The sequence below is a fragment of the Mesorhizobium sp. LjRoot246 genome (genome assembly GCF_964254115.1).
Taxonomy (GTDB): domain Bacteria; phylum Pseudomonadota; class Alphaproteobacteria; order Rhizobiales; family Rhizobiaceae; genus Mesorhizobium.
This window is the reverse complement of sequence record NZ_CAXUSN020000001.1, coordinates 4,578,038-4,598,256: the sequence shown is the minus strand read 5'-3', so window position 1 is coordinate 4,598,256 and position 20,219 is coordinate 4,578,038. Positions and strand designations below refer to the sequence as shown.

The window sequence follows — 20,219 nt, the reverse complement described above, 5'->3', positions numbered from 1 at the left end:
CACGCAACGCCCAGCCGGGCAGGGGGCGCTTCATGAACCAGACCACGATCTTCTGGCCTGTTCTGGCGCATGTGCTGCTGCGTCTACGGCGTCCTGGGTCGCCGCAGATACAGCGCAATTAGATCAGGCGAAGCCAAGGCCGGTCAGTTCAAGGTGCGTTCGACCGAGCCGGCCTCCAGCATCACCGTTGCCGCCAATCCTGCTCGGCGTGGTTTGAGCAGAGCAGTTCTCCTTCTCCCACAAGGGGAGAAGGGAAGTCCGCACCCCTAAAGATCAAACACCGCGATCTTGCGCTTGTCGAACTTGATGCCGATCTCGCCGCGCACCAGTTTCAGCGCTGCCTCGCCGAATACGGCGCGCCGCCAGCCCTGCAGGGCCGGGACGTCGGCTTCCTCGCCTTCGGCGGCGATGCGATCGATGTCGTCGCTGGAAGCAAGCACTTTCGAGGCGACGCCTTCCTTTTCCGCGACGATCCGCAGCAGCACCTTCAACAGCTCCGCCGCGGCGTTTGAACCCTCGGGCGGCTGGAAACTCTTCGGCAGCTTCGGCATCTGCTCCTTGGGCAAGGCAAGGGCGGCGTTGACCGCTCCAAGCAATGCCGTAGCGGTCGAGGAGCGCTCCCAGCCCTTTGGCGTCGTGCGCAGCTTGCCAAGGGCTGCCGCGTCGCGCGGCGCCTGCTGCGCCACCTCGTAGATCGCATCGTCCTTGAGCACGCGGCCGCGCGGCACGTCGCGTTCGCGCGCCTCGCGCTCGCGCCACGCCGCCACGCCCTGCACGATCGCCAGTTCCTGCGGCTTGCGCAGCCGCATCTTCAGCCGCTTCCAGGCGTCCTCGGGATGCGGGTCATAGGTCTCGCGTGAGGTCAGAACCTCCATTTCCTCGTTGAGCCAATGGGCGCGGTTTTCCCGCGCCAGTTCGGCGCTGAGATGCTGATAGACCTCGATCAGATGCGTGACGTCGGCCAGCGCGTAGTCGAGTTGCTTGTCGGAAAGCGGCCGGTGGCGCCAGTCGGTAAAGCGCGATGACTTGTCGAGGCGCGCGCCAGTGATGCGCTGCACGAGCTGATCGTAGGAAACACTGTCGCCGAAACCGCAGACCATCGCCGCGACTTGCGTGTCGAACACCGGATGCGGAACCAGATCGCCGAGATGGACGATGATTTCGATGTCCTGCCGCGCGGCGTGAAAGACTTTGACCACCGCCTCGTTGGCCATCAGCTTGAAGAACGGCTTCAGGTCGATATCGGGCGCCAGCGGATCGATCAGCGCCGTCACGCCGGGTGCGGCCATCTGGATCAGGCACAGGATCGGCCAAAACGTCGTTTCTCGAATGAATTCGGTGTCGACGGTGACGAAATCCGACTTTTCGAAAGCGGCGAGAACGGTCTCGAGTTCTTTCTGGGTGGTGATGACGTGCATCAAATCGCTTTTGGCAGGAGTAAGGTCTTCCTAGATTTCAGCCGGCGGGGCTTTCGTCAAGCTTTGGCACCGTCGTCATGAGGTTCCCGGCCCCTCGGAATCGCCGTTTCTCCTGGCGAGCCGGGCGAAAACCGTCGATGTGCGCAAGAGCGCGGTGATGCGGCTGCGCCGCCCTGCCGGCACGCCGGACCGGGCTTGCATGCGGTAGAGGATGACGGCGATGAAGATCGCATAGACCACCGCGCTGAATACAAACAGGGCGCCCGGTCCGAAATATTGCATCGCCGTCGAGGCGGCAAACGGGCCGCCAATCGCGCCGAAGGAATAGAACAGCATCAGCGCCGCGTTGATCAGCACGAACTCGCCCGTGTCGGCGCGATCGTTGGAATGCGCCGCCGACAGCGAATAGAGCGGCATGGCGAAACAGCCGAAGATGAAGACGAGGGCGAAGTTGAGCAGCGGATTGCTGCCGGCGATGAACACCAGCGCCAGCGCTGAAAGCATCGCGCAGCAGGTCGTCATCAGCAGCACACCGCGCCGGTCCCAGCGGTCGGAGAGGTAGCCGAGCGGATACTGGATGATCGCGCCGCCGAAGATGCCGACGCTGACGAAGGTGACGACATCGGCGACCGACATGCCGATCTGCTCGGCATAGACCGGCGACAAAGTGCGAAAGGCGCTGTTGGTGACGCCGACGGCAATGCAGCCGAAGCAGCCCAGCGGCGAAATCCGCCAGACGCGTGCGAGGTCGAGCTTGACGTCCTCGGGCGGCGTTGGGTTGGAGCGGTCGCCGAGCGAGACCGGCACCAGCGACAGCGTGATCATCATCGACATGATGGCGAAGATAGCGAAACCGCCGGCGCCGAAGATCGGGATCAGGAACTGGGCTGATGTCACCGAACCGATGTCGACCATCCGGTAGATCGCCAGCACGCGCGCACGGTCATGATTGCTGACGCCGGAATTCAGCCAGCTTTCGACGATCGTGAACAGCCCGGCGAAACAGAAACCGCCGGCAAAGCGCACCGCGCACCACATCACCGGATCGATGACCAGCACCAGGAGCAAGGTGCCGACCGAGGCAATCGCCGCCAGCGCCGAAAACGCCCTGATATGGCCGACCGCCTTCATGACGCGGGTGATGGCCAGGCAGCCGAGCAGGAAGCCGGCGAAGTAGAAGGTGCCCATCAGGCCGATAACGGAAGCGGAAAACCCTTCCTGGGCGCCGCGCAGCGCGATCAGCGTGCTCTGCAGCCCATTTCCGCCGAGCAGGATGCCGGCGGCGAGAAGGAGCGGGATCAGCGGGCGGATGGAGGACATAAAGGGGTGATCACGTGTCGGTGATCCCTTCTTGAACCATCGCCTTGCCCAATGCCAGCGGCAATTCCCTGCTCCAACTGGGATGATCGCTGCATTCGCCTGGATTCGTTTCGCGCATTTCGCTTCGGTCTGCGCTCAGCGCTGCCGGCGACGTGACTGCCGATCGCCGGGCCACAGGTCGAACCGCTCGGCTGCTCCCGTTGCGATACCTATTCCGGCGAGAACTGCCATCAGCCCGACAATCAGGTTCGCGCTTACCTGTTCGCCCAGGAAGACGACACCGAAGATCGATGCCGTCACCGGATTGACCGCAACGGAGATGGCAACCAGTGTCGGCGACGCGCGCCCAAGCGCGAACGCCCAGAGGAAGAAAATGAAGGCACCGCAAATTATGGCCAGATATCCGCTCGCGATCCACTGCGGTCCGCTGAGCGTGGCAAGTTGCGCGAAGCCTCCGTTCCAAGCCACCAGGGCCGACAGACACACTGCGCCGACGCCCATGCCAAACGCTACGAACGGGATCGGCGCGGTGCGCGACAGAAATGGCCGCGACCAGACGTTGTAGAGCGCCATGCAGAAGGCAGCCGCGACCATGAGCAGGTCTCCGCGCCATGCACCTGGAGGAGCGGTCGTCAAGCTCGTGCCGAGCGCGACGGCCACCCCCGCCATTGCGATCAGGACGCCGACGATCTTGCGCATGGTCGGCGGCTCGATCCTCAGGACTGCCCCGGCAAGCATGGTGAGCAGAGGCAGTGTCGAGAGTGCCAGGGCTCCACGCGCTGCCGTCGTGTAGACAAGGGCTCCATTGAACAGCACGGGAAACAGGCCGAAGAACAGCAGACCCAATGCGCCGGTACCGGGCCAGTCGTTCCTCGGCGGCCACTTGTCTCGCCGCCAAAGCGCTACAGCGACCAAAACCAGAAAACCGCCGCCGAACCGGACCGCACCGATGGTGAGAGGATCGAGCGCGCCTGCGAGATATCGCGTTGCGCCAACGGCGGTGCCCCCAAGAGCGCTGGAGAGAATCGCGGCGAGCACTCCTAGAATTTCCATTGTCCCTGACCTTGCCGGTTCGGAGCAGCGATATCGGGCAGGCGGGTCAAAAGGAATCGAATAAGTCCAATAAGCTTGATAACATTCTGCTATGAACATCCCGAGTCTCGATCCGGACCTGCTGCGGGCCTTCGTCGTCGTTGCCGAGCGCCTCTCGTTCACGCGAGCCGCCGAGCAGCTTAATCGAACGCAGGCCGCCATCAGCTTGCAGGTGAAACGTCTTGAGGAGCGTCTCGAGACCATCTTGTTCCGACGCTCGACAGCGCGCGTCGAACTGACGGCCGCCGGGGAGGCCTTTCTGATCGATGCCCGCCGCATTCTTGCTCTCAATGAGCAGGCGATTGCACGTGTTTCCAGTCAGCGGGTGGCTGGGCAGGTTCGCATCGGGGTCATGGAAGACTATGGCACCAAGATCCTGCCGCGCCTCCTCGCCGGCATCGCCGAGCGATTTCCGCTCGTGCAGGTCGAAATGGAGATCGGTCTCACTGCCCGACTGCTGAAACGACTGGGGTTGTCGTTCGACGCGGTCATCGCCATGCATCCGGAAGGCACGGCCGAGGGTGATCTGATATGCCGCGAAAGGGCGATTTGGGCAGCCTCGGCGGCCCGCGCTGTCGAGGAACTCGATCCGCTGCCCGTCGCTCTGTCGAGTCCCGATTGCCTGTTTCGCTCCTGGGCCATTGAGGCCCTCAACAAGGCAGGCCGGCCATGGCGATTGGCCTATGTCAGCCCGAGCCTTTCAGCCACGGAGGCAATCGTCGAGCAGGGCCTGGCGGTCACCGTGGTCAAAGGCAGCATGCTTGCGCGTGGCCTGCGCGGTATCCATCCCGGCCGACATGTACCGCCGCTGCCCGGGGCGGAGATTCGTCTTCATCGGGCCGAGACGGCTTCCGGCAGCGCTGTACTAGTCGTCGATCACCTTGCCCATCGCCTTCGGCTATCGGCGCTTGGCTCATAGGTCCCCTTGGTCACTCCTTGTGCGAAGGACAGAAACCGCCCTTCAGCGGCCAAGCTCCTTGGCATTCCAGTTCGAATTTCGGCCCTCGGTGTGAGCCAACCACCGAGCTGTGCTACCATCGACCTATGCTGAACGGATCCTGTGCCTGCGGAAGCGTACGCTACGTCATCAATGGGCGGTTGTTGGGTCCCGTGACCTACTGCCATTGCTGGCGATGCCGGAAGCATTCCGGTTCAAGTTTCGGAACCACCGCTGGGGTCCGTTTCGACGAGCTTACCATAACCCAGGGGAGACTATCGAGCTGGGAATCCAGCCCCGGTGTACATCGCTTCTTCGCAAGTTGTTGCGGCTCGCCAATCTACAAGCGCGATGACGCTGCGCCTGAGATTCTGGGATTCAGGCTGGGGACGCTCGACACGGACCCCGCAGTGTCGGTTGACGAGCATTTCATGGTCGGATCGAAGGCGCCTTGGGTCAGGATTGAGGACGATCTGCCTCAGGAAGCAGGCGGTCCGCCGTTTGGAAAACGCGACTGACGTGGCGGCGTAAGTGAAAGTCCGTGAACAAGCGAAAGTCGGTAGTTGAACCGAGATGCCAAACAAGGGCCGCTTGCCTTGACAAATCCGGCCTCCCATGCGCTTTTCGCGCAAATTTTCAGGGCCGGGCCGTGATGCCTCGGCCCGCAACCCAGCACCCCGGACTTTACCAATGACAATGCACCGTTACCGCAGCCATACCTGTGCCCAGTTGAGGAAGAGCGACGTCGGCTCGACCGTTCGCCTGTCGGGCTGGGTGCATCGCGTGCGCGATCATGGCGGCCTGCTCTTCATCGACCTGCGCGACAATTACGGCCTGACCCAGATCGTCGCCGATCCGGATTCGCCGGCCTTCAAGGTCGCCGAGACCGTGCGTGGCGAATGGGTCATTCGGGTCGACGGCGAGGTCAAGGCGCGCTTGCCCGAGACCACGAACGCCAACCTGCCGACCGGTGAGATCGAGATTTTCGCCCGCGAGATCGAGGTGCTGTCGGCGGCCAAGGAATTGCCGCTGCCGGTGTTCGGCGAGCCTGACTATCCCGAGGACATCAGGCTGAAATACCGCTTCCTCGACCTGCGCCGCGAGACGCTGCACAAGAACATCATTGCGCGGACGAAAATCATCGCCGAAATGCGCAAGCGCATGGGCGAGGTTGGCTTCACCGAATTCTCGACGCCGATCCTGACCGCATCTTCGCCCGAGGGCGCGCGCGACTTCCTGGTGCCGTCGCGCATCCATCCCGGCACCTTCTACGCGCTGCCGCAGGCGCCGCAGCAGTACAAGCAGCTGATCATGGTGTCGGGTTTCGACCGCTATTTCCAGATCGCGCCCTGCTTCCGCGACGAGGACCCGCGCGCCGACCGTCTGCCCGGCGAATTCTACCAGCTCGACCTCGAAATGAGCTTCGTCGAGCAGGACGACGTGCTGTCGACCATGGAACCGGTGATGCGGGGGATCTTCGAAGCCTTCGCCAACGGCAAGCCGGTGACGCAGAACTTCCAGCGCATTCCCTATGATGTCGCCATGCGCAAATACGGAACCGACAAGCCGGACCTGCGCAACCCGATCGAGATGCAGGCCGTCTCCGACCATTTCCGCGATTCTGGCTTCAAGGTGTTCGCCAACATCCTGGCCAACGATCCGAAGGCCGAGGTGTGGGGCATTCCGGCAAAGACCGGCGGCAGCCGCGCGTTTTGCGACCGCATGAACTCCTGGGCGCAAGGCGAGGGCCAGCCGGGACTGGGCTACATCTTCTGGCGCAAGGAGGGCGACAAGCTCGAAGGCGCCGGCCCGCTGGCCAAGAACATCGGTGAAGAGCGCACCGAAGCTATCCGGCAGCAGCTCGGCCTTGCCGACGGCGACGCCGCCTTCTTCGTCGCCGGCGATCCGAAGAAGTTTGTCTCCTTTGCCGGTGCCGCGCGCACGCGCGCCGGCGAGGAGTTGAACCTTGTCGACCGCGAGCGTTTCGAACTGTGCTGGATCGTCGACTTTCCGTTCTTCGAATGGAACGAGGAGGAGAAGAAGATCGACTTCGCCCACAACCCGTTCTCGATGCCGCAAGGCGGCATCGATGCGCTGAACGGCGAGGACCTGCTCGGCATCAAGGCGTTCCAGTACGACATGGTCTGCAACGGTTTCGAGATCGCCAGCGGAGGCATCCGCAACCATCTGCCCGAAACCATGGTCAAGGCGTTCGAGACGGTCGGCCTCGACCGTGCCACGGTCGAGGAGCGCTTTGGCGGCCTCTACCGCGCCTTCCAGTATGGCGCGCCGCCGCATGGCGGCATGGCCGCTGGCGTCGACCGCGTCGTCATGCTGCTGGTCGGCGCCAAGAACCTGCGCGAGATCACCATGTTCCCGATGAACCAGCAGGCCTATGATTTGTTGATGAGCGCGCCTTCGGAAGCGAGCCCGCAGCAGCTTCGCGAACTGGCGCTGCGCGTCGCGGTGCCCAAGAAGGACGCCTGATCGAACGCTTCGGGCGATGCTTTAAAGAACCGCCCGAACCAATTCTTTCGATTCGCTAATCTCACAAAAAAGCCCGGCATCGCTGCCGGGCTTTTTCGCATGGTCGAGATCGCTTCGATCAGTCTTCGTTGGCCTTGACGGCGACGCCGAGCGTCTTCGGCAGGTCGAGCGGGTTGGACATGGCGCCCGCCATGATCAGCGCGAACGGCACCGATGCCGGCGGCTCGGCCGAGATTTCGAGGCTCTTAGGATCGTCGAGATATTTGCTGACCGCGGCCGTGACCTGCGCCGTCAGCTCGGGATTGTTGAGCTGGGCCATGCCGAACGGCACGATCGCCTTGGCCTGGTTGGCAATGTCCTTGCCGGACATGCCTTGCTGCTTGCCGACATAGTCCAGCACCTTGTTGGTCAGCGAATCGTCATCGAAGCGGATCGAGGCGCTGTTGAACGAAAGCTGCTGCAACAGGCCGAGCATGGCCATGCCTTGCGCCGAATTGTCGGCGCCTTCAGGCTGTGCCGCCATCTTCTTCTGCATTTCCTGCAGCGACTTGATGAAGTCCAGCGTGTAGCCGCCGAGATCGAAGGTCATGCCAAGCGTGCCGGCATTCTCGACGGAGATGTCGTATTTCGACAGTTCCATCTTGCCGTCCGTGGGCTGCCAGGTGCCGGCCATTTCGAGATTGCCAGCGATGTTCTGGTAGCCGAGCGCGTTGATGACATCCTTGGACTTGGGGTCGTCGACCAGCGTCAAATCGGCGTTGAACTTTTCCGTCGTAGCGGTGAATTCCATCGCCTTGCCGTCCGCCGGCGGCGTGATCTCGATGGCAAGCCCGTCCATCGAGAAAGCGGTCTTGTCGGCGACCTTGACGGTCATGTTCGACAGTTCGGCGGATTTGTACATCATCAGCGAGCCGAGCGGGCCGGTGGCGCCGTCGGCCGGAACCGTCATGTCGTGGATGACGAAGGGGCTGAGGTCGAGGGTGACGCCGTCCTTGCTGTGCGTGAAGGCAGCCGTCGATACGGTGGCGATGTCATAGCCGCCATTTGCCTCCGTCACGCCTTCGAGTTTGACGTCGCCGATGGGAAGGGCTTCCTTCTCAGCGGCGGGTTTGATGGCAACGCCCTGCAGCACCATGCTGGTGTTGTCGCCGGTCACGCCGGTCCAGGTGATGTCGACACCCTGTGCGACAAGCGCTGCCTTCAGCCGGTCGGCAACCGCCGTATCCTGGGCGAGGGCGGCGTTCAGCGGCAGCGTGAGCAAGAAGGTCGAAAAAGCCAGTTTCTTGAGAGTTGAGCGTTTGATTGTCATCGCAAGGTCCCTGAGAGTGTTCTGAAAATTGTTTTCAATTCTTTGCGCCGTCACCATTCCGTGACGAACTGGACGGGAAAAAGGCATGTCCTGGCACATTGGTCAAAAATCACGGCGAAAGGCAAACCCGATCCCGTCTTTGCGCAAACCGGTGAATTTGTCATGAAGAGCCGGTAGCCGGATATCGTCGAGCTTGGCCATAGAACCCGCATGTAACAGGCTGATGTTGGTCGACATCGCTTGGTGTAGGGTTTCACGTTGCAGAAGGGTCGGTATCTCAGCCGGGCTCTTGCCGCGAATCACCCGCTCGGCTAGTCCGAGCCCATGGGAAAAAGGCTTTTGCCGCCTGAAAATGGCGGTGGCGATCATATCGAGCCGGTCGATCTGAAGAAGGCGCTGGAAGAGCGCTATCTTGCTTATGCGCTGTCGACCATCATGCACCGGGCGCTGCCGGACGTGCGCGACGGACTGAAGCCGGTCCATCGCCGCATCATGCACGCCATGCGCCTGCTGCGGCTCAATCCGGACCAAGGCTTTGCCAAATGCGCGCGCATCGTCGGCGAGGTGATGGGCAAGTTCCACCCGCATGGCGATCAGTCGATCTATGACGCGCTGGTGCGGTTGGCGCAGGATTTCTCGATGCGCTACCCCCTTGTCGACGGACAGGGCAATTTCGGTAACATCGACGGCGATAACGCCGCCGCCATGCGCTACACCGAAGCGCGCATGACCGACGTGGCGACCGAACTGCTGTCCGGCATCACCGAGGACGCCGTCGACTATCGGCCGACCTACAATGAAGAGGACGAAGAGCCGGTGGTTTTGCCCGGCGCCTTCCCGAACCTTTTGGCCAACGGCTCGTCCGGCATCGCGGTGGGCATGGCGACATCGATCCCGCCCCACAACGCGGCCGAGCTTTGCGACGCGGCGCTGCACCTGATCGAGCATCGCGACGCGCCGGTGGCGAAGCTGATGGACTTCGTCCAGGGGCCGGATTTCCCGACCGGAGGCATCATCGTCGACAGCCGCGCCTCGATCCTCGAAGCCTATGAAACCGGGCGCGGCGGTTTCCGGGTGCGCTCGAAGTGGATCCAGGAGGACCAGGGCAGGGGCACCTGGAGCATCGTCGTCACCGAAATCCCTTACGGCGTGCAGAAGGCACGGCTGATCGAAAAGATCGCCGAGCTGTTGATGGCGCGTAAGTTGCCGCTGCTCGAGGATATCAGGGACGAGAGCGCGGAAGACATCCGCGTCGTGCTGGTGCCGAAGAGCCGCTCGGTCGACCCCGGCATCCTGATGGAATCGCTGTTCAAGCTGACCGAGCTGGAAAGCCGCTTCCCGCTCAACATGAACGTCCTGTCGCGCGGCAAGGTGCCCAACGTCCTGTCGCTGAAGGGTGTGCTGCAGGAATGGCTCGAGCACCGCCGCGACGTTTTGGTCCGCCGCTCGAAACATCGCCTCGGCGAGATCGAAAGACGGCTGGAGATCCTTGCCGGTTACCTCATCGCCTACCTCAACATCGACGAGGTGATCAGGATCATCCGCGAGGAGGATGAGCCCAAGCAGGTGATGATGGCCCGCTGGTCGCTCACCGACATCCAGGCCGAAGCCATCCTCAACATGAGGCTGCGCGCTCTGCGCAAGCTTGAAGAATTCGAGATCCGCAAGGAATTCGACGGCCTGAGCGCCGAGAAGAAGCAGATCGAGGCGCTGCTTGCTTCAAACGAGAAGCAGTGGGCGACGATCAAGTGGGAAGTCACCAACATCCGCGACAAGTTCGGTCCGGAGACCGAGCTAGGCAAGCGCCGCACGCAATTCGCCGACGCGCCCGAGCACGATCTGACCGACATCGCCCATGCCATGATCGAGCGCGAGCCGGTCACCGTGGTCGTTTCGGAAAAGGGCTGGCTGCGGGCGATGAAGGGACATCTGGCCGATCTCTCGACGCTGACCTTCAAGGAGGGCGACAGCCTCAAGCTCGCCTTCCATGCCCAGACCACCGACAAGGTGCTGGTCTTCACCACCGGCGGCAAATTCTACACCATCGGTGCCGACCGGCTGCCGGGCGGCCGCGGCCATGGCGAGCCGATCCGCATCATCGTCGACATGGACAATGACCAGGACATCGTCACCGCCTTCGTTCACGACCCGAAACGCAAGCTGCTGCTGGCCTCGCATGACGCCAACGGTTTCATCGTGCCGGAGGAAGAAGTCGTCGCCAACACCCGCAAGGGCAAGCAGGTGATGAACGTCAAGGCGCCGGACGAAGCCAAGCGCTGTATTCCGGTCACCGGCGACCATCTCGCCATCGTCGGCGAGAACCGCAAGATGCTGGTGTTCGCGCTCTCCGAGATTCCGGAGATGGGCCGCGGCAAGGGCGTGCGTCTGCAGAAATACAAGGACGGCGGCCTTCTCGATCTCAAGCCGTTCACGCTTGAGAGCGGCCTCTCCTGGCAGGATTCAGCCGACCGCACTTTCATCCGGTCGCGCGAGGAACTGGCCGAATGGATCGGCGCCCGCGCCTCGGCCGGACGCATGGTGCCGAAGGGATTCCCGAGGACAGGGAAATTTGGATGACGCTGCGATCTCCCCCCTTGAGGGGGAGATGCCCGGCAGGGCAGAGGGGGGCGCTGTCCCGCCAGCGTATCAAATAGTCACGGCGCCCCACACCTGCCTCAATTCCTGGGTCGCAAATACCAACGTGGCGATCCTTCACGCCCCCCTCTGTCCTGCCGGACATCTCCCCCTCAAGGGGGGAGATTGGCAGCTTCGCCATCATCATTTGGACTATCGTCACGATTGCTGCACTATATCGGTGCATAATCTGGAGGGGTGTTTGGGAGAGGCATGCGTTTGAAGGAAGCAAAAATCCAGAAACCGGAACGGCAGCAGCGCCTGTTCGGCCTGTCGACACCGCTCAGGGCCGCCGTCATTCCGCCGCTGTCGGCGGCGCGCTGGCTGCTGGTGCTGATCGTCGCTGCCGGCGTCTATTTCTTCCATGGTTTTCTATTTCCGGTGCTGGCGGCGCTCGTCATCGCCTTTGCCAGCTGGCCGCTCTACCGGCGCCTGCTTGTCGCGGTCGGCGGCAACCGCACCATCGCCGCGACCTTTGCCATATTGTTCATCCTCGCCTTCCTGGTGATACCGATCGCGCTCGCCGGCACCTATGCGATCAACGAGGTCCGCGAATGGGTCGCCTGGGCGATCGAGACCAACCGTCACGGCGCGGTCACGCCACACTGGATCGCCACCATGCCTGTCATAGGCGAGTGGCTGAACGAGCAGTGGACGACCAATTTTGGCCATCCCGGCGGCATCGGCGAACTGATCCAGCTGATCAGTGGCGCCAACATAGGCAGCATCTATCGCGGCGTGCTGGCTGCCGGCGGCAGCGCTTTCGGCCTGCTGTTGACGCTGCTGTTCATGATGATCGCTTTGTTCTTCGCCTATCGCGACGGCGAGCATTTTTCCGGCCAGATCGACCGCCTTGGCGAACGCATCCTGCCGGCCAGATGGGAGCGCATCTCGCGCGTCGTGCCGGCGACGATCTCGTCGACCGTGACCGGCATGACCGTCATCGCCATCGGCGAAGGCCTCGTGCTGGGCATTGCCTACTGGCTGGCCGGCGTGCCGTCACCGGTCACACTCGGCGCCCTGACCGGCGTCATGGCGCTGATCCCTGGCGGTGCGCCGCTGTCGTTCACCCTGGTCTCGATCTACCTCGCCGCCAGCGGGTCGCCGATGGCCGGGCTGGCTCTGTTTCTGTGGGGCGCGGTCGAGCTGTTCATCGTCGACAAGACATTGCGCCCGAAGCTCGTTGGCGGGCCGATAAAGCTGCCCTTCCTGCCGACCTTTTTCGGCCTGATTGGTGGCGTCAAGACCATGGGATTTCTCGGCCTGTTCATCGGCCCCGTGCTGATGGCCCTGCTGGTCGCGATTTGGCGCGAATGGCTGCGCGAGGTGGAAATGGCCGATGAAATCGTGCCCGGCTCGCCAGCAGAAATCGAAGCCGGCCCACAGATCGAGGTCCTGCCCGAACCTGGCGTGGCGAAGAAAGCCAGCGCCTGATTCGAAAGGCGGCTCACGCTACACCGGATGATGCACCGCAAGGTCGCTACGCCGCTTGCGTCCCTCATGCAGCTGCCACACCGAATGCGCGACTAACGTGACGATCAGGATCGTGCCGCCGATCAGGCTGTTGCGGGTCGGTGTCTCGGCAAAGATCATCCACACCCAGACCGGCGCCAGCACGGTTTCGAGCAGATAGAACATCGCCACTTCCGGTCCTGAAATGTATTTCGGCCCAGCGGCGAGGCAGAAGAACGAGATTGGCATGATGACGGCGCCGTTGAAGATGATCCACCATGGCGCCTCCACCTGAAAGCCCGTCTTCGAGACCATGAAGGCCGCCAACCCGAAAGGCAGGATGACGCCGATCAGCGCGGTAAAGCCCATGTCCTTGCCGCTGGCGCGCGAGATGGTGATGGCACAGGCGATCAGGAAGGCCGAGCACAATGCCATCAGGTCGCCGAACAGATGTCCGGTGCCGACGGAATCGCCGACGATGATGGCGACGCCGACGATCATCGTTGCCAATGCCGCAAGGGTCAGCGGCCGCGGCCGCTCCTTGAGGAACACCCACGACAGCAGCGCGGCGAACATGGTGGTGAAGGCCAGGATGAAAACCAGGTTGGCGGTCGAGGTGTTGTAGACGCCGGTGATGAAGGCAATCGCGCCAAGCCCGTAGATCGCGGCAACGATCAGGCCCGACCAGCCCGGGATGAGCTGCGGCGCATTTTTGCTGAACGAGCGCCAGACGCTCCACACGATCAGTGCGGCGGTCAAGGTGCAGGAGGTGCGCAGCAGCAAGATCGTCCACGCCTCGCCATGGGCGAGCCGGATCAGGGGGATGTCCACGGTCAGCGTCAGCCCGCCAAACGCGGTGAGCAGAAGTCCTTTGGTGTGAGTATCGTGAGAAGACATGCAGCGACTTTCGCAATGAATTCGAGAGAGGATGGCGGACCGGCGCAATCGCGCACTCTCCGCCAAGCAGCGGAAAGACCGGCATCATCTCGGTTGAAAATATTTAGGCCCGGCTTGGGAAAGAGTAGTTAGCGTGAAACCGCTTCGTTGGTGTAGCGCTCCCAGCCTTTCGGGCCGAGATGCTCCTGCGGCATGAAGCGCATCTTATAATTCATCTTGCGCGAGCCGTTGACCCAGTAGCCGAGGTAGACATGGGGCAGGCCCATCGCCCTGGCGCGGGCGATGTGGTCGAGGATCATGAACGTGCCGAGCGACCGTTCCTCTAAATCGGGATTGAAGTAGGAATAGACCATCGACAGGCCGTCGGCCATCTTGTCGGTGAGCGCCACCGCAATCAGCTCGCCCTGTCCCTTGCCGGTGATGAAGGTGTCGGGTCCGCGTCGCCGATACTCGATCACCTTGGTGTCGACATGGGTATCCTCGACCATCATCGCATAGTCGAGCACCGTCATGTCGGACATGCCGCCACGGCGGTGGCGGGCATCGAGATAGCTGCGGAACAGGGAATATTGTTCGGTCGACGGCTCGGCATTGTGCATGTAGCCGACGAGGTCAGAATTGTGCTGCAGCACGCGTTTCATGTTGCGGCTGGCGACGAATTCCTGGGCCAGGATGCGTACCGAAACACAGGCGCGGCAGGTTTCGCAGGCTGGCCTGTAGGCGATGTTCTGCGAGCGGCGGAAGCCGCCTTGTGTCAGCAGGTCGTTCATCTCCGCCGCCTTGTCGCCAACCAGGTGCGTGAACACCTTGCGCTCGAACTGGCCGTCGAGATAGGGGCACGGCGATGGCGCGGTCAGGAAGAACTGCGGCGACTGGGTCGGATGCTGCGTCATCGAGCCTTGGAAACACTCCTTCGAATCGCTCTACCTTTGGCGCGGACGGCGAAAAATTCAACAGGATTATGCGGGCGTGGTTGACTCGACGCCTTCACATTTACGCTCAATCGGTTGCGACTGCCCTTCAGAAGCCGTTTCAGCGGTCGGTGCGGCTGACCACGGTACCGAGCAAAAGGTCGTGCAAGGTGCGCTTGCGGTCGGAAAACAGCGTCACCAGCAGCACGAGTGGCGACAGGATGACGTTGCCGGCCCAAAACAGCACCGAATGGACGACCGCGGTGAGGCCATCGATCGGCCTGCCGTCGAGCCGGTCAAGCCGGATGCCCATCATCTTCATGCCCGTGGTGGCCTGGTCGGTGCTTCCCAACGTGTTCCAGATGTAGAGGATGGCGACGGCCGGCACCAGGACGCCGAACAGCATCCAGCCAAGGCCGAGGGTCAAAAGCCCGAGGAAGAACACCAGAATGGCGAACGGAATGGTGAGCAACGCGACGATGATGTAGTCGATCACGAAAGCCAGGATGCGCCTTGTGCGCACACCGTCATAGGCCCTGACATCGTCGAGCCTGCTGGTGATGATTTCGCCGTCGAGAACGCGCGCGTTCATGTCATTTCCTCGTAACAAGGCCACGGCATAGGGTGCGGGGCCGCTCTGCAATGAGATGGTGAAGGCCGATAGCGGAATCAAGATCGGGCCTTTTGCGGCGCGCTCGCTCAAACGGCATCAGACGCGATCCGAACCGGTTGAATTTGCGGCGCGGATGGCATTAGCTTGCTGCGGCGCAACAAAGCGCCCAGGGGCAGGGGACGGGGCAATATGGATTACGACATGCTGGTCATCGGCAGCGGCCCCTCCGGCCGCCGTGCGGCGGTGCAGTCGGCCAAGCTCGGCAAATCTGTGCTGGTCGTCGACCGCGGCCGGCGTCTGGGCGGTGTCTCGGTGCATACCGGCACCATTCCATCGAAAACGCTGCGCGAAACGGTGCTCAATCTCTCCGGCTGGCGCGAGCGCGGCTTCTATGGGCGCGGCTACCGGGTCAAGCAGGACATCTCGGTCGGCGATCTGGTCGAGCGCCTGCACAAGACGCTCGATCACGAGGTCGAGGTGCTGCAGCACCAGTTCATGCGCAACACGGTCAAGAGCGCTCGCGCCGCGGTGAAATTTCTTGGTCCCAACAAGGTCAGCCTGACCACCGACACCGGCGATTACAGCGAGGTTGGTTTTGCCAACGCGCTGATCGCGGTCGGCACAAGGCCGCACCGGCCGCGCGACGTGCCTTTCGACAAGAGTCGCGTCTTCGACAGCGACGAGATGCTGGAGCTTGACCGCCTGCCGCGCACGCTGACGGTGATCGGCGCCGGCGTCATCGGGGTCGAATATGCGACGATCTTTTCCGCGCTCGACGTGCCGGTGACGCTGGTCGAGCCGCGCAACTCCATCCTCGATTTCGTCGACCGTGAGATCGTCGACGATTTCATCCACCAGATGCGCGATCGCGGCATGACCATCAGGCTGGGCAGCGCGGTGAAGGAAATACGCTCCAAGCCCGACGCCGCCGAGGTGGAACTGGCCGATGGCCGCACCATCCGTTCCGAGGTCGTGCTCTACGCTGCCGGCCGCACCGGCAATGTCGGCAGCCTCGGCCTGGATGTCGTCGGCATCGACGCCGACTCCAGAGGGCGTATCAAGGTCGATCCGCAAACGTTCCAGACCAGCGTGCCCAACATCTACGCCGCCGGCGATGTCATCGGCTTTCCGAGCCTGGCCTCGACCTCGATGGAGCAGGGCAGGGTAGCGGCCTGCCATGCTTTCGGCGTGCCCTTGCCGCCGCCGCCGGAAACCTTTCCCTATGGCATCTACGCGGTGCCGGAAATCTCGACCGTCGGCCAGTCCGAGGAACAGGTGCGCGAGAGCGGTGCGGCCTATGAGGTCGGCGTGGCACGTTTTCGCGAGACCTCGCGCGGCCACATCATGGGCGTCAACACCGGCTTCCTCAAGCTGCTGTTCTCGATCGAAACGCGCCGCCTGCTCGGCGCGCATATCGTCGGCGAGGGCGCCACCGAGCTTATTCACATCGGCCAGGCGGTGATCAATCTCGGCGGCACAGTCGACTTCTTCGTCAACAACACCTTCAACTATCCGACGCTCGCCGAAGCCTACAAGATCGCTGGGCTGGATGCCTGGAACCGGATGGGAAGAGGGTAGGCAGGCTGGTCGTGCTGGCGAGCCTGTCAGCCTGCCTGCACCACCGCCGCCGATCCCGCCAGCCATTGCCTGACGATTGCCGCGTCGGCGCTATCGAATTCATGACCCGATGGAACGATCCGGGCGTCGATCTCGGCGCCATGCTGGCTGAGCAATGTCACCAGAGCAGGCGCGAAGGGCGCGTAGGTGAGATCCGCCGCACCGGCGACGATCAGCACCCGCGCCTTTGACAGATTCGTCGCCGGCACATGATCGAGCACCGGCATCGGTCGCAGCAGCGCGGCGCGTTCGACAAGACCGGGGTGCAGCAGCATCAGGCTCGAAACCAGATTGGCGCCGTTCGAATAGCCGAGGAAAATCGCGCGGGAGAGGTCGAGATGGTGGCGTGTGGCCGCGTCAGCGACGAAGCCCGCAAAGGCATCGGTTTCGGTGCGGATGCTCTGCTGTTCGAATCGCGTCGGCGTGATGCGTGCGAACCAGCGGAAACCATCCTCCTGAACGATGCGGCCGCGCACGGCGATCAGCACGGCACGCGGCGCGATTTCTCGTGCCAGCGGTACCAATGTGGTCTCGTCGACACCTGACCCATGCAGCAGGAAGAAGCATTCGCCCGTCGAATCCGCAGGGCTGTAAAGGCGGTAGCGGAAGGTGAGATCACGCCGTAACACACCATCTTGTGAGGTCTCTTCAGTCATGGCCTCATCCTTTTGATTATATGACGTTCCGCTCAATTTGCCGGCTTCAAAACGCAATATTTTCAAGCTCCGCGAAAGTTGATTGAACCAGGCGCATTACAGTCCGTTTCTTCGCCGATAACATTCCTTCGGGAGGAATCGAAGCGGTGCGCCGGGGGTCGCATTGCCGGCATGAACAACCAGCTTTGAGGCCTTTTTGTCGATGACCACCCCAATTTCGCCGGATCGCGATGCGCGTATCCCCGACCGCGATGCGCGTGTCTCGGACCGCACTGAGCGCGACACGCGCATAGATGTGTTCCGCGCTCTCGCTCTGCTGACCATCTATGTCGATCATGTGCCGGGTACCGCCTTCGAGTATCTGACCTATAAGAATTTGGGCTTTTCAGACGCGGCGGAGGTCTTCGTGCTGATCTCCGGCATCTCCGTCGCGCTCGCCTACGGCAAGAAATGCCAGCCTGGAAACCGGCTGCTGGCAACGCTGAAGATGTGGCGCCGCGCTGGCGTGCTCTATGCCGCCCACATCGTCACCACGATGGTGGTGATGGCCATCTTCTGCGCCGCGGCCGTGTTCGTCAGGCGGCCGGAGCTTTTGACGATGATCAACATCGAGCCGTTGATCAAGAATACGCCGCAAGTGCTGATCGGCATCGTCACGCTCGGCCACCAGCTCGGCTACAACAACATCCTGCCGGTCTATGCGGTGCTGCTCTTGCTGACGCCGGTCTTCCTGCTCTTCGTCGCCTATCGGCCAGTCTTGGCACTGGTCGCATCCGGCGCGCTGTGGCTGGTCGCGGGGATTTACCAGATTGCTCCGCCCAACTATCCCGAGCCCGGCTTCTGGTTTCTCAATCCGCTGTCATGGCAATTCCTGTTCAACATCGGACTGGCGGGCACACTGCATGTGCGTCGCGGCGGCACCATTCCGGTCAACCGGTGGCTGGTCGGCGCGGCCTTGACTTACACCGTTGTGGCGCTGGTCTGGGTGCACAGCCCGCTCTGGGGGCATATCTCCTGGTTTGGCCTGCCTCCCGTGCTGACCGGTTTCGACAAGACGTTCCTGTCGCTGCCGAGGCTGCTGCATATATTGGCGGTGAGCTACCTGATCGTGGCATTTCCGGCCATCTCGAACCTGTTCCGCACCGGGCGCGATCATCCGCTGGCCATATTGGGCAAACGATCGCTGCCGGTTTTCATTGCCGGCACGGTGCTCGCAATGGCGGCGCAGGTGCTGAAGCTGATCAATCCGGGCGGATTTGCCTATGACAGCCTGTTGATATCGGCCGGCATCGCCATGCAGTTCGCGCTCGCCTACTATCTCGAATGGCTTTCGGGCCTCGGCTGGTCCGGGAAAAGCAGGCCGGCTCGGAACGCAGCCCCGCCCGTCCATACGTCGTTCGGCATGTCGTCGATGGCGACGAGAATGGGGCGTTGAGCCGTCAGGCGGCTCCAGCGGGTGTGGGGCCGGAAGAGGCCCGCACCACGAGCTCGACCGGCAGCGATTGCCGGCTGAACGAGCCGTCATTTTCAAGGATCGCCTTGACGGCAAGGCGACCCATCTCGGCGATCGGCTGGACGATCGTCGTCAGCGGCGGCTTGGAAACCGCTCCTTCCGGCACACCGTCGAAGCCGACGATCGAAACGTCGCCCGGCACCGCAATGTCACGCTGCCGCAGCCAGTCCAATGCATGCAAGGCGATCCTGTCCGACATCGCCAGGATGGCCGTCGGTGTTTCGGCGCCGGCGAAAATATGGTCGAGGCCGGCCCACACACTCTTCTCGTCATTGGTCGTTTCGTAGATCGGCACACGCGCGATGTCGATGTCGAAGCGGGAGAGCTCGGCGAAATAGCCTCGCAGGCGGTCGCGCGTGGCGGAGTAGAGGGCCATCTCCACCTGCTCCCTCGTCGTGGGGCCGAAGCCGGCGTCCGCACAGGGCAGGGTAAGCACGGCAAAGCGACGATGCCCGAGCTCGGTCAGATGGCGGGCCGCCAGGCCGGCCCCGGCGATGTTGTCGACACCGATCGCCGCGACGGCGTCATCGTCGTCCGAATCGAGATCCAGCGCCACAAAGGGGAGCTTCCGTTCACGTGCCAGTTGGACCAGCTTTGAGCCGCCATCGACGCAAAAGACGATGAAGCCATCGACCAGCGCACTCTGAATGTTCCACGCGAGCTGCTCGCTGTTGACGGCGGAGACCAGCGAAATCCCCGCACCGGTCGCGTCACATGCCTGCGAGATGCTGGCCATCATCACCCGGGCAAAGGGGTCGTCGAAGAAATAAGACAGCGGCTCGGCGGTCGCGACGCCGATCGCGTTGACCTTGCCGGCGCGCAGCAGCCGGCCCTTGGGGTCGGGTCCGCCATATCCCATCGCCTCGGCTGCCGCCTTGACCCGCTCGCGGACCTCCTCGCGCACGATCTCCGGACGGGCGAACACGTTGGACGCTGTGCCGTGCGACACGCCGGCCGCTTTTGCAATGTCCGCCAGGCGGACCGGTCTTGTCTTTGCAGAGGTCAATGGCGCCATCTTCGTCTCCTGAATCCTTCCCATCTAACACTTTCGTTGGATCGGTTCAAATTTTGACTTGATTCAAGCGTCGAAGAGGCATACGTTTGAATCGATCCAAGGGAATAACAGTCCTCAGGATTGGATCGATTCAACACAATCAAGGAGTTGTGCCATGCATCCCGTCAATTTTCTGTTCGAAGACATTTACCGCAACGACTGGAGCATCTCGTCGAACACCATCACGCAGAAGCGCCGCGGCAAGGCCAGCCCATGGGTTCGCGAGTTGCGGTTCCTTGTGGAGCGCAAGCGGAGCTGATCGGGGTCGGTTTTTCGCGTCCGTCGATTGGATCGATTCAAGAACCAAAA

General features: G+C 62.4%; 18 protein-coding genes and 1 pseudogene. 9 read left to right on the top strand and 10 right to left on the bottom strand.

Features of this window, described 5'->3' with window-relative positions; genetic code table 11:
* Positions 1–32 precede the first annotated feature (32 nt).
* Positions 33–198, top strand: a pseudogene (locus tag ACSQ3L_RS22595) (MAPEG family protein); the annotation flags it as partial.
* 68 nt (positions 199–266) lie between these two features.
* Here ACSQ3L_RS22595 and rnd read toward each other — a convergent pair.
* The 3 genes from rnd to ACSQ3L_RS22580 form a co-directional block, all read right to left on the bottom strand.
* Positions 267–1,418, bottom strand: a complete 1,152-nt coding sequence (rnd, locus tag ACSQ3L_RS22590) for a ribonuclease D (protein ID WP_436161920.1) — start codon at positions 1,416–1,418, stop codon at positions 267–269.
* 75 nt (positions 1,419–1,493) lie between these two features.
* Positions 1,494–2,738, bottom strand: coding sequence for an MFS transporter (locus ACSQ3L_RS22585; RefSeq protein ID WP_436161919.1), 1,245 nt, complete (start codon positions 2,736–2,738; stop codon positions 1,494–1,496).
* Between the two features lie 135 nt (positions 2,739–2,873).
* Positions 2,874–3,791 (bottom strand): DMT family transporter, encoded by a 918-nt coding sequence (locus ACSQ3L_RS22580; RefSeq protein ID WP_436161918.1) that lies wholly within the window; start codon positions 3,789–3,791, stop codon positions 2,874–2,876.
* 91 nt (positions 3,792–3,882) lie between these two features.
* Here ACSQ3L_RS22580 and ACSQ3L_RS22575 point away from each other — a divergent pair, with 91 nt between their 5' ends.
* The 3 genes from ACSQ3L_RS22575 (at position 3,883) to aspS (ending at position 7,254) form a co-directional block, all read left to right on the top strand.
* The gene (locus ACSQ3L_RS22575; RefSeq protein ID WP_436161917.1) at positions 3,883–4,749 is read left to right on the top strand and encodes a LysR family transcriptional regulator; all 867 of its coding nucleotides are present in this window, start codon (positions 3,883–3,885) and stop codon (positions 4,747–4,749) included.
* Between the two features lie 125 nt (positions 4,750–4,874).
* Positions 4,875–5,285, top strand: coding sequence for a GFA family protein (locus tag ACSQ3L_RS22570; protein ID WP_436161916.1), 411 nt, complete (start codon positions 4,875–4,877; stop codon positions 5,283–5,285).
* A gap of 178 nt (positions 5,286–5,463) precedes the next feature.
* On the top strand, positions 5,464–7,254 hold the full coding sequence (aspS, locus tag ACSQ3L_RS22565) for an aspartate--tRNA ligase (protein ID WP_436163504.1): 1,791 nt from the start codon (positions 5,464–5,466) through the stop codon (positions 7,252–7,254).
* Between the two features lie 118 nt (positions 7,255–7,372).
* Here aspS and ACSQ3L_RS22560 read toward each other — a convergent pair whose 3' ends face one another.
* On the bottom strand, positions 7,373–8,563 hold the full coding sequence (locus ACSQ3L_RS22560) for a hypothetical protein (protein ID WP_436161915.1): 1,191 nt from the start codon (positions 8,561–8,563) through the stop codon (positions 7,373–7,375).
* 102 nt (positions 8,564–8,665) lie between these two features.
* Positions 8,666–8,932, bottom strand: a complete 267-nt coding sequence (locus tag ACSQ3L_RS22555; RefSeq protein ID WP_436161914.1) for a hypothetical protein — start codon at positions 8,930–8,932, stop codon at positions 8,666–8,668.
* Between ACSQ3L_RS22555 and parC the strand changes: the two genes are divergently transcribed.
* Both parC and ACSQ3L_RS22545 read left to right on the top strand, forming a co-directional pair.
* On the top strand, positions 8,888–11,140 hold the full coding sequence (parC, locus tag ACSQ3L_RS22550; RefSeq protein ID WP_436161913.1) for a DNA topoisomerase IV subunit A: 2,253 nt from the start codon (positions 8,888–8,890) through the stop codon (positions 11,138–11,140). The genes ACSQ3L_RS22555 and parC overlap by 45 nt on opposite strands.
* 276 nt (positions 11,141–11,416) lie before the next feature.
* Complete coding sequence (locus ACSQ3L_RS22545; protein ID WP_436163503.1) at positions 11,417–12,631, top strand: AI-2E family transporter; 1,215 nt, start codon at positions 11,417–11,419, stop codon at positions 12,629–12,631.
* 18 nt (positions 12,632–12,649) lie between these two features.
* On the opposite strand, the gene ACSQ3L_RS22540 is transcribed toward ACSQ3L_RS22545, so the two are convergent.
* The 3 genes from ACSQ3L_RS22540 to ACSQ3L_RS22530 all read right to left on the bottom strand — a co-directional run bounded on the left by ACSQ3L_RS22540 (position 12,650) and on the right by ACSQ3L_RS22530 (position 15,049).
* Positions 12,650–13,546: a DMT family transporter gene (locus ACSQ3L_RS22540; RefSeq protein WP_436161912.1), complete on the bottom strand. Its 897-nt coding sequence runs from the start codon at positions 13,544–13,546 to the stop codon at positions 12,650–12,652.
* Between the two features lie 128 nt (positions 13,547–13,674).
* Positions 13,675–14,439, bottom strand: coding sequence for an arginyltransferase (locus tag ACSQ3L_RS22535; RefSeq protein WP_436161911.1), 765 nt, complete (start codon positions 14,437–14,439; stop codon positions 13,675–13,677).
* A gap of 139 nt (positions 14,440–14,578) precedes the next feature.
* Entirely contained in the window at positions 14,579–15,049 is a 471-nt protein-coding gene (locus ACSQ3L_RS22530) for an RDD family protein (RefSeq protein ID WP_436161910.1), read from the bottom strand.
* A gap of 210 nt (positions 15,050–15,259) precedes the next feature.
* On the opposite strand from ACSQ3L_RS22530, the gene sthA reads away from it, so the two are divergent.
* Positions 15,260–16,648, top strand: a complete 1,389-nt coding sequence (gene sthA, locus ACSQ3L_RS22525) for a Si-specific NAD(P)(+) transhydrogenase (protein WP_436161909.1) — start codon at positions 15,260–15,262, stop codon at positions 16,646–16,648.
* A gap of 26 nt (positions 16,649–16,674) precedes the next feature.
* Here sthA and ACSQ3L_RS22520 read toward each other — a convergent pair whose 3' ends face one another.
* Complete coding sequence (locus ACSQ3L_RS22520; RefSeq protein WP_436161908.1) at positions 16,675–17,343, bottom strand: alpha/beta hydrolase; 669 nt, start codon at positions 17,341–17,343, stop codon at positions 16,675–16,677.
* A gap of 202 nt (positions 17,344–17,545) precedes the next feature.
* On the opposite strand from ACSQ3L_RS22520, the gene ACSQ3L_RS22515 reads away from it, so the two are divergent.
* Positions 17,546–18,778, top strand: a complete 1,233-nt coding sequence (locus ACSQ3L_RS22515) for an OpgC family protein (RefSeq protein ID WP_436161907.1) — start codon at positions 17,546–17,548, stop codon at positions 18,776–18,778.
* Between the two features lie 4 nt (positions 18,779–18,782).
* On the opposite strand, the gene ACSQ3L_RS22510 is transcribed toward ACSQ3L_RS22515, so the two are convergent.
* Positions 18,783–19,871, bottom strand: a complete 1,089-nt coding sequence (locus ACSQ3L_RS22510) for a LacI family DNA-binding transcriptional regulator (RefSeq protein WP_436161906.1) — start codon at positions 19,869–19,871, stop codon at positions 18,783–18,785.
* Between the two features lie 154 nt (positions 19,872–20,025).
* Between ACSQ3L_RS22510 and ACSQ3L_RS22505 the strand changes: the two genes are divergently transcribed.
* On the top strand, positions 20,026–20,169 hold the full coding sequence (locus ACSQ3L_RS22505; RefSeq protein WP_436161905.1) for a hypothetical protein: 144 nt from the start codon (positions 20,026–20,028) through the stop codon (positions 20,167–20,169).
* Positions 20,170–20,219: the final 50 nt, after the last annotated feature.